Genomic DNA, 8,495 nt, shown 5'->3' with positions numbered 1-8,495 from the left:
AAAGAAAAGTAGGTGCCGCCCCGCACAGGGGCGACGCTTGAAGCGAGCTAACGAAACGCGGATGCCAGCGCAAAGTCCAGCACACCAAACGGCGTAGCCCGCGCCACGAAGGCAGGCGCAAAGGCCAGAACACCAAACGGCATAGCCCGGCACCACAACCCCCCACCCCCGAAGGGCAAAAACAACGATCAGTTCTTCGTCCCGAACAACCGATCCCCAGCATCCCCAAGCCCAGGAATAATGTAAGCATGCTCATTCAGATGTGCATCGAGCGAAGCAACATACAGCTTCACATCCGGATGCGCATCCTGAAACACCTGCACGCCTTCAGGCGCGGCCACGAGCGCGAGGAAGGAAATATTCTCTCCCGCGACACCGCGCCGCTTCAGCACATCGATCGCATGCACGGCCGAATACCCCGTCGCAACCATCGGATCGCAAAGAATAAAAATGCGATCTTCGAGATCCGGCAACCGCACCAGATACTCGACAGGGCGATGATCGTCATCGCGATACACACCAATATGCCCGACACGCGCCGACGGAATCAGCTCCAGCAGCCCGTCCGACATGCCCACGCCCGCGCGCAGCACGGGCACGATTGCAAGCTTCTTGCCAGCAATCACAGGCGCGTCGATATCGACGAGCGGCGTGCTCACGCGACGCGTCGTCATCGGCAGGTTGCGGGTGATTTCATAGCCCATCAGCAGCGTGATCTCGCGCAGCAGTTCGCGGAACGTCCGCGTGGACGTGTCGCGGTCGCGCATGTGCGACAGCTTGTGCTGGATCAGCGGGTGATCGAGGATGAAAAGATTGGGAAAACGGCTGTCCTGGGTCATGACGGGGCGCCTCGCGGCGAAGTTGAGCTGGCTGACGATGAATTTGGCGCGGCGCCCGTGCCCCGTGACGGGCGGCGACGCGCGGCTGCGCCATGGCTGCGAGTTTACCGGAAGGGCAGCGCAAAAAGACGGATGCTGATGAAAGGTATATCGGCAAGGTCCGGCAGCGCCGCGTCGATTCTTCTAGAATCGGGGGACAGTTGGCCGACCACCCCCGAGCGTAACGCGCAGGCATGTCCCGCTCGTTGCGCGCGCAAAAACAGGAAAATACACATGGATCTGGGCATCGCAGGAAAGACCGCGCTGGTGTGCGCGGCAAGCAAGGGACTGGGGCGCGGCTGCGCCGAGGCGCTGGCGGCCGAAGGCGTGAACGTGACGATCGTCGCCCGCACGGCCGACACGCTCGAAGCCACGGCGGCCGCGATCCGCTCGAAGACGGGCGTCGACGTGAAAGCGGTGGCCTGCGACATCACCACCCCCGAAGGCCGCGCCGCGGCGCTCGCCGCGTGTCCGCAGCCGGACATCCTCGTCAACAACGCGGGCGGCCCGCCGCCCGGCGATTTCCGCAACTTCACGCACGACGACTGGATTCGCGCGCTCGAAGCGAACATGCTCACGCCGATCGAACTGATCCGCGCAACCATCGACGGCATGATCTCGCGCGGCTTCGGACGGGTGGTGAACATCACCAGTTCGTCGGTGAAGGCGCCTATCGATGTGCTCGGTCTGTCGAACGGCGCGCGCTCGGGCCTGACAGGCTTCGTCGCGGGCGTCGCGCGCAAGGTCGCACCCGACGGCGTGACCATCAACAACCTGCTGCCGGGCCTGTTCGACACCGACCGCATCGCCGTGACGTTCGAGGCAGCGGCGAAATCGCAGAACATCTCCGTCGACGAAGCGCGCAAGCAGCGCATGGCGACGATTCCCGCGCGCCGCTTCGGCACGCCCGACGAGTTCGGCCGCGCCTGCGCGTTCCTGTGCAGCGTGCACGCGGGCTATATCACCGGGCAGAACTGGCTGATCGACGGCGGCGCGTACCCCGGCACGTTTTGATGATGGACGGCCGTTGCACGGCCCTTCGCGGCACATCGCGAACACGATAACGACAACACAAGAGGAGCAACGACATGACAACACGCGTCGCGCTGATCGCGCACGACCACAAGAAGGATGACATCGTCAGGCTGGCGGGCGAATACGTCGACACGCTGTCGCGCTGCGAGTTGATCGCGACGGGCACGACGGGCTCGCGCATTAGCGACGCGCATGGCCTGAAAGTCGAGCGGATGCTGTCCGGCCCGCACGGCGGCGACCTGCAGATCGGCGCGCAACTGGCCGAAGGCAAAGTCGACATGGTGATTTTCCTGCGCGACCCGATGACGCCTCAGCCGCACGAGCCGGACATCAACGCGCTGGTGCGGGCGTGCGATGTCCACAACGTGCCGTGCGCGACCAACATCTCGACAGCGCGGATGATCCTCGACGTGCTGACACTGCGTCTGACGCATCAGGTCTGACGGCGTCGTTCGTTTCAAGCGGGCAATCGACGCGAATCAGGCAACGAATCAATCTGGAGATGACATGACGAAGGCAATTCGATTCGACAAGACAGGCGGCCCGGAAGTGATGAAGTGGGTCGACGTCGAAGTGGGCGAGCCGGGTAACGGCGAAATCCGCATCAAACAGCATGCCGTCGGCCTGAACTATATCGACGTGTATTTCCGCACCGGGCTGTATCCGCTGCCGTTGCCGGGCGGCCTCGGGATGGAGGCGGCGGGCGAGGTGATCGCGGTCGGCGCCGGCGTGACGGAGCTGAAGGCGGGCGACCGCGTCGCATACGTCGCGCGGCCGCCGGGCGCGTACGCGCAAGAGCGCGTGCTGCCCGCGGCGCAGGTGGTGAAACTGCCCGATGCGATCGGCTACGAACAAGCCGCTTCCGTAATGCTGCAAGGGGTGACCGCGCAATATCTGCTGCGCCGCACGTATCCCGTGAAGCCAGGCGACACGATCCTGATCCAGGCGGCCGCGGGCGGGGTGGGGCTGCTCGTGTGCCAGTGGGCGAAGGCGCTGGGCGCGACGGTGATCGGCACGGTCGGTTCGGACGAGAAGGCGGAGATCGCGAAGGCGCACGGCTGCGACCATCCCATCGTGTACACACGCGAGAACTTCACGAAACGCGTGCGCGAGATCACGAACGGGGCAGGCGTGCCCGTCGTGTATGACTCGATCGGCAAGGATACGTTTACGGCGTCGCTCGATTGCCTGGCGCCGCTCGGCATGTTCGTGAGCTTCGGCAATGCGTCGGGCCCGCTGCCGCCCATCGATTCGTCGGAATTCGCCGGGCGCGGCTCGCTGTTTTTCACGCGTCCGACGCTGTTCACGTATATGGGCAAGCGCAGCGATTACGACGCGATGTCGGCTGAACTGTTCGACGTGATCGTGTCCGGCAAGGTGAAGACGAGCATCAATCAGCGCTATGCCCTCGCCGACGTCGGCAAGGCGCATGCGGACCTGGAGGCGCGCAGGACGACGGGGTCGACGGTTTTGCTGCCGTAAGCAACGCTCGCTGCAATCAGGAAGGCCGCTTCACGCGCGACGTGAAGCGGCCTTTTCCGTTTACACCTTTTTTACACTCCCCGATGCATCTTTGACCTGCCCTTTACGTCGATCGGCATAACGTTGCGGCCATCCATCGCCAAACAAATGGAGAAGATGAAATGGATGTGCTGTATGTCGGGGGCATCGCGCTTTTTGCTGCGCTGACCTTTGGGTTGATCGCCGGATGCGAGAAGTTGACGCGCTACGGCCGTGGTCAGGGAGCGCGCTCATGAACTGGATCCTCTGGCTGTCGGGCGCGGCGACCGCGCTGCTGTTCGCCTATCTCGTCTATGCGCTGCTGCGCGCGGAGGACATTGAATGAACCTCAACAATGTCTTGCAGCCGGCCTTCTTCATCGTCGTGCTGCTCGCGGCTGCCGTGCCCGTTTCGCGCTATCTGTCGCGCGTGATGGACGGCACGTCGCGCGTCGTCAAACTGGGCGGGCCCGTCGAGCGTCTGCTGTACCGTCTCGCGGGCGTCGACCCCGAGCAGGAAATGGGCTGGAAGCACTACGCGATCGCCACGCTCGCGTTCAACCTGCTCGGCGTCGTGTTTCTGTACGTGCTGCTGCGCGTGCAAGGCCTGTTGCCCGGCAATCCGCAGCAGTTCAGCGCGATGACTGTCGACGGCGCGTTCAACACGGCCATCAGCTTCGTCACCAATACGAACTGGCAGGATTATTCGGGCGAGCAGACGTTGAGCTATCTGACGCAGATGCTCGGCCTGACTGTGCAGAACTTCTTGTCGGCGGCGACGGGCATCGTCGTCGTGATCGCACTGGTGCGCGGCTTTGCGCGCCACACGGCGAAGACCATCGGCAATTTCTGGGTCGATATGACGCGCGTGACGCTCTACGTGCTGCTGCCGATGTCGGCGATCGTCGCAGCGCTGCTGATGAGCCAGGGCGTGATCCAGAACTTCAAGTCGTACGAGGACGTGCCCACGCTGCAGACCACCACGTATTCCGCGCCGAAGACGGATGCCCAGGGCAACCCCGTGAAGGACGCGAAGGGCAACCCCGTGATGGTCGATACGCCTGTCAAGACGCAGACCATCGCGATGGGCCCCGTCGCCACGCAGGAAGCGATCAAGATGCTCGGCACGAACGGCGGCGGCTTCTTCAACGGCAACTCCGCGCATCCGTACGAGAACCCGACGCCGTTCTCGAACTTCGTGCAGATGTTCTCGATCCTGATCATCCCCGCCGCGCTGGCCCTCGTGTTCGGCCGCATGATCGGCGACGGGCGGCAAGGCGTGGCCGTGCTCGCAGTGATGACGATCGCTTTCGCCGTGTGCATCGCGGGCGAGATCGGCGCGGAGCAAGCCGGCAATCCGCTCTTCGCGTCGCTGCATGTCGATCAGTCGGCGAGCGCGCTGCAGCCGGGCGGCAACATGGAAGGCAAGGAAACGCGCTTCGGCATCGCGCAGTCGGGCATCTTCACGGTCGCGACGACGGCGGCATCGTGCGGCGCCGTGGCCAACACGCACGACTCGCTGACGCCGCTCGGCGGTCTCGTGCCGATGCTGCTGATGCAACTCGGCGAGGTGATCTTCGGCGGCGTGGGTTCGGGTCTGTACGGGATGCTGGTGTTCGCGATGCTCGCGGTGTTCGTCGCGGGGCTGATGATCGGCCGCACGCCTGAATACGTCGGCAAGAAGATCGAAGCGTACGAGATGAAGATGGTGTCGATCGTCGTGCTGCTCACACCGCTGCTCGTGCTCGTCGCGACATCGATTGCCGTGCTCACCGACGCGGGCAAGGCGGGCATCCTGAATCCGGGCGCGCATGGCTTCTCCGAAATCCTGTACGCGTTCAGCTCGGCCGCGAACAACAACGGCAGCGCGTTCGCGGGTCTCACGGTGAGCACGCCGTTCTACAACTGGCTGACTGCCGTGGCGATGTGGTTCGGCCGTTTCGGCACGATCGTCCCGGTGCTCGCGATTGCCGGCTCGCTGGCGGCGAAGAAGCGCATCGCGGTGACGGGCGGCACGCTGCCGACGCACGGACCGCTGTTCGTCGTGCTGCTGCTCGGCACGGTGCTGCTGGTCGGCGCGCTCACGTATGTGCCCGCGCTCGCGCTCGGCCCCGGCGTCGAACATCTGATGATGATCGCGGGCCATTGATACGCCACGCGAAAAAAACGGCGAAGCAAATAGAGGAAGAAATGACTGACCATTCCGCTACCCGGTCCATGTTCGATCCGGCGCTCTTGCGCCCGGCGATCGTGGACTCGTTCAAGAAACTCAAGCCGCACACGCAGTTCCGCAACCCGGTGATGTTCTGCGTGTACGTCGGCAGCATCCTGACGACGATCCTCTGGGTCGCCGCGCTGCTGGGCCAGGCCGAGGCGCCCGCGGGCTTCATTCTCGCGGTGTCGCTGTGGCTGTGGTTCACGGTGCTGTTCGCGAACTTCGCTGAAGCGCTCGCGGAAGGGCGCTCGAAAGCGCAGGCGGCATCGCTGCGCAGCGCGAAGAAAGACGTGATGGCGAAGAAGCTCAACGAGCCGCATCCGAAGTCGCCGATCCGCATCATGACGGCTTCCGACCTGCGCCGCGGCGACGTCGTGCTGGTCGAAACGGGCGACGTGATTCCCGCTGACGGCGAAGTCATCGAAGGCGTGGCGTCCGTCGACGAGTCGGCCATCACGGGCGAATCCGCGCCTGTGATCCGCGAGTCGGGCGGAGATTTTTCGTCGGTGACGGGCGGCACGCGCGTGCTGTCGGACTGGATCGTCGTGAAAGTGACGGCCAATCCAGGCGAGGCGTTCCTCGACCGCATGATCGCGATGGTCGAAGGCGCGAAGCGTCAGAAGACGCCGAACGAAATCGCGCTGACCATTCTGCTCGTCGCACTGACCATCGTGCTGCTGCTCGCCACCGCGACGCTGCTGCCGTTCTCGATGTTCTCCGTCGAAGCCGCGAAGGCGGGGCACGTGGTGACGATCACCGCGCTCGTCGCGCTGCTCGTGTGCCTGATTCCGACGACGATCGGCGGGCTGTTGTCGGCGATCGGCGTGGCGGGCATGAGCCGCATGATGCAGGCGAACGTCATCGCGACATCGGGCCGCGCCGTCGAAGCCGCTGGCGACGTCGACGTGCTGTTGCTCGACAAGACGGGCACGATCACGCTTGGCAACCGCCAGGCATCGGCGTTCATCCCCGTAGCGGGCATCGCGGAAGAAACGCTCGCGGATGCTGCGCAACTGTCGTCGCTGTCGGACGAAACGCCCGAAGGCCGCAGCATCGTGGTGCTGGCGAAGCAGCGCTTCAACATCCGCCAGCGTGACATGGCGGCGCTGCATCCCGTGTTCATCGCGTTCAGTGCGCAGACGCGCATGAGCGGCGTCGATCTGCCGGACCGCGAAATCCGCAAGGGCGCCGCCGATGCGGTGAAGCACTACGTCGAAGCGCATGGTGGCCACTTCCCCTCCGAAATGACAGCGGCCGTTTCGGAAGTCGCGCGGCGCGGCAGCACGCCGCTGGTGGTGGCTGAGAAAGGCGCGGGCATTGCGCGTGTGCTCGGCGTGATCGAACTGAAAGACGTGGTGAAGGGTGGCATCAAGGAGCGCTTTGCCGAACTGCGCAAGATGGGCATCAAGACCGTGATGGTGACGGGCGACAACCGTCTGACGGCGGCGGCCATCGCAGCGGAAGCGGGCGTCGACGACTTCCTCGCCGAAGCCACGCCCGAAACGAAGCTCGCGACGATCCGCGCGCACCAGGCGGAAGGGCGGCTGGTCGCGATGACGGGCGACGGCACCAACGATGCGCCGGCGCTCGCGCAGGCCGACGTTGCCGTCGCGATGAACACGGGCACGCAGGCCGCGAAGGAAGCGGGCAACATGGTCGATCTCGATTCGAATCCGACCAAGCTGATCGAGATCGTCGAGATCGGCAAGCAGATGCTGATGACGCGCGGATCGTTGACGACGTTCTCGATTGCGAATGACGTCGCCAAGTATTTCGCGATCATTCCGGCTGCGTTCGCGACCACGTATCCGCAGCTGCGCGTGCTCGATGTGATGCATCTGAGCTCGCCGTCGTCGGCGATTTTGTCGGCGGTGATATTCAATGCGCTGATCATCGTGGCGTTGATCCCGCTTGCGCTGAAGGGTGTGACGTATCGTCCGCTCGGCGCCGCGTCGCTGTTGCGCCGTAATTTGCTGGTCTACGGGCTGGGTGGGATTTTGCTGCCGTTCCCGTTCATCAAGCTGATCGACATGGTGCTGGCCGCGTGCGGTTGGGTTTGATGGCTGTGCGATGCACGTCTGTCGACAGATAAAAAGGAATCTGAATCATGAAATCGCTTTTTCGCCCGATGGTGGTGATCTTTGCCGTGCTGACGGCTGTGACCGGGCTTGCGTATCCTGCCGTGATGACGGCGTTCGGCCAGGCTGTTTTTCACGATCAGGCCAATGGCAGCATGATCGAGAAGGACGGCAAGGTAGTGGGCTCGCGGTTGATCGGGCAGCAGTTCGATGCGCCGCAGTACTTCTGGGGACGGCTGTCGGCGACGGCGCCGATGCCGTATAACGCGCAGGGGTCGAGCGGCTCGAATCTCGGGCCGATTAATCCGGCTCTCGCTGATGAGGTTAAAGGTCGTCTCGATGCACTGAAGGCTGCTGGGCATATGCCTGCCGATACGGCTGTTCCTGTTGATCTGGTGACTTCGTCGGGGAGTGGTCTCGATCCGGAGATTTCGCCTGCGGCGGCGGCTTTTCAGGTTGAGCGGGTTGCCGCTGCGCGGAAGATGAATGCCAATGACGTGGCTGCTCTTGTTGATCGCTATACGCATGGTCGGCAGTTTGGGCTGTTTGGCGAGGCGCGGGTGAATGTGCTTGAGCTGAATATCGCGTTGGATGACGCGCAGCGTACGTAAGGGGTTGTGACCGTTTCCCGGGGTGGGCGGTTTTGGTGATGGCGTAGCCCCGGGGTTTTTTGGTTTTGGTTTTGGTTTTGGTTTTGGTTTTGGTTTGTCTGCGACGCCGGGCGGTTTGCCGGTGTTTGCGCTGGCATCCGCGTTACGTTAGCTCGCTTCACGCGTCGCCCCTGTGCGGG

The 8,495-nt window shown here is 63.7% G+C and carries 9 protein-coding genes; 8 read left to right on the top strand and 1 reads right to left on the bottom strand.

The window, feature by feature from the left end; genetic code table 11:
• Window positions 1-188: 188 nt before the first annotated feature.
• A complete protein-coding gene (upp, locus tag KFO72_RS40555; protein WP_054930041.1) occupies window positions 189-839 on the bottom strand; it encodes a uracil phosphoribosyltransferase in 651 nt (216 codons plus the stop codon).
• A 273-nt stretch (window positions 840-1,112) separates the two neighbouring features.
• On the opposite strand from upp, the gene KFO72_RS40550 reads away from it, so the two are divergent.
• The 8 genes from KFO72_RS40550 to kdpC all read left to right on the top strand — a co-directional run bounded on the left by KFO72_RS40550 (window position 1,113) and on the right by kdpC (window position 8,316).
• Window positions 1,113-1,892 (top strand): SDR family oxidoreductase, encoded by a 780-nt coding sequence (locus KFO72_RS40550; protein WP_054930042.1) that lies wholly within the window; start codon window positions 1,113-1,115, stop codon window positions 1,890-1,892.
• 74 nt (window positions 1,893-1,966) lie between these two features.
• On the top strand, window positions 1,967-2,356 hold the full coding sequence (locus KFO72_RS40545; protein WP_054930043.1) for a methylglyoxal synthase: 390 nt from the start codon (window positions 1,967-1,969) through the stop codon (window positions 2,354-2,356).
• Window positions 2,357-2,420: 64 nt separating this feature from the next.
• Window positions 2,421-3,395, top strand: coding sequence for a quinone oxidoreductase family protein (locus KFO72_RS40540; RefSeq protein WP_225034460.1), 975 nt, complete (start codon window positions 2,421-2,423; stop codon window positions 3,393-3,395).
• A 161-nt stretch (window positions 3,396-3,556) separates the two neighbouring features.
• Entirely contained in the window at window positions 3,557-3,670 is a 114-nt protein-coding gene (locus KFO72_RS40535) for a hypothetical protein (protein WP_007583456.1), read from the top strand.
• Window positions 3,667-3,759 carry a K(+)-transporting ATPase subunit F gene (gene kdpF, locus KFO72_RS40530; RefSeq protein ID WP_007583461.1) on the top strand — a complete coding sequence of 31 codons (93 nt, stop codon included), beginning with the start codon at window positions 3,667-3,669 and terminating at the stop codon, window positions 3,757-3,759. Before KFO72_RS40535 ends, kdpF begins: the two co-directional genes overlap by 4 nt.
• On the top strand, window positions 3,756-5,561 hold the full coding sequence (gene kdpA / locus KFO72_RS40525) for a potassium-transporting ATPase subunit KdpA (protein ID WP_107204324.1): 1,806 nt from the start codon (window positions 3,756-3,758) through the stop codon (window positions 5,559-5,561). The genes kdpF and kdpA overlap by 4 nt, the downstream gene beginning before the upstream one ends.
• Window positions 5,562-5,602: 41 nt before the next feature.
• A complete protein-coding gene (kdpB, locus tag KFO72_RS40520) occupies window positions 5,603-7,687 on the top strand; it encodes a potassium-transporting ATPase subunit KdpB (protein WP_062915571.1) in 2,085 nt (694 codons plus the stop codon).
• A gap of 47 nt (window positions 7,688-7,734) precedes the next feature.
• Window positions 7,735-8,316 (top strand): potassium-transporting ATPase subunit KdpC, encoded by a 582-nt coding sequence (gene kdpC, locus KFO72_RS40515; RefSeq protein ID WP_054930047.1) that lies wholly within the window; start codon window positions 7,735-7,737, stop codon window positions 8,314-8,316.
• The last annotated feature ends 179 nt before the right edge of the window (window positions 8,317-8,495 follow it).

Origin of the sequence: Paraburkholderia sp. XV, from assembly GCF_020177535.1 — a bacterium.
Lineage (GTDB): Bacteria > Pseudomonadota > Gammaproteobacteria > Burkholderiales > Burkholderiaceae > Paraburkholderia > Paraburkholderia caribensis.
Note: the sequence above shows the minus strand (reverse complement) of the source record. Positions and strands in the feature narration are given on the sequence as shown.

What these genes read in the sequence shown, in the direction of transcription:
- upp (WP_054930041.1), bottom strand. Translation starts at nt 839, where the DNA reads ATGACCCAGGACAGCCGTTTTCCCAATCTTTTCATCCTCGATCACCCG.
- KFO72_RS40550 (WP_054930042.1), top strand. Translation starts at nt 1,113, where the DNA reads ATGGATCTGGGCATCGCAGGAAAGACCGCGCTGGTGTGCGCGGCAAGC.
- kdpF (WP_007583461.1), top strand. Translation starts at nt 3,667, where the DNA reads ATGAACTGGATCCTCTGGCTGTCGGGCGCGGCGACCGCGCTGCTGTTC.
- KFO72_RS40545 (WP_054930043.1), top strand. Translation starts at nt 1,967, where the DNA reads ATGACAACACGCGTCGCGCTGATCGCGCACGACCACAAGAAGGATGAC.
- kdpC (WP_054930047.1), top strand. Translation starts at nt 7,735, where the DNA reads ATGAAATCGCTTTTTCGCCCGATGGTGGTGATCTTTGCCGTGCTGACG.
- KFO72_RS40535 (WP_007583456.1), top strand. Translation starts at nt 3,557, where the DNA reads ATGGATGTGCTGTATGTCGGGGGCATCGCGCTTTTTGCTGCGCTGACC.
- KFO72_RS40540 (WP_225034460.1), top strand. Translation starts at nt 2,421, where the DNA reads ATGACGAAGGCAATTCGATTCGACAAGACAGGCGGCCCGGAAGTGATG.
- kdpB (WP_062915571.1), top strand. Translation starts at nt 5,603, where the DNA reads ATGACTGACCATTCCGCTACCCGGTCCATGTTCGATCCGGCGCTCTTG.
- kdpA (WP_107204324.1), top strand. Translation starts at nt 3,756, where the DNA reads ATGAACCTCAACAATGTCTTGCAGCCGGCCTTCTTCATCGTCGTGCTG.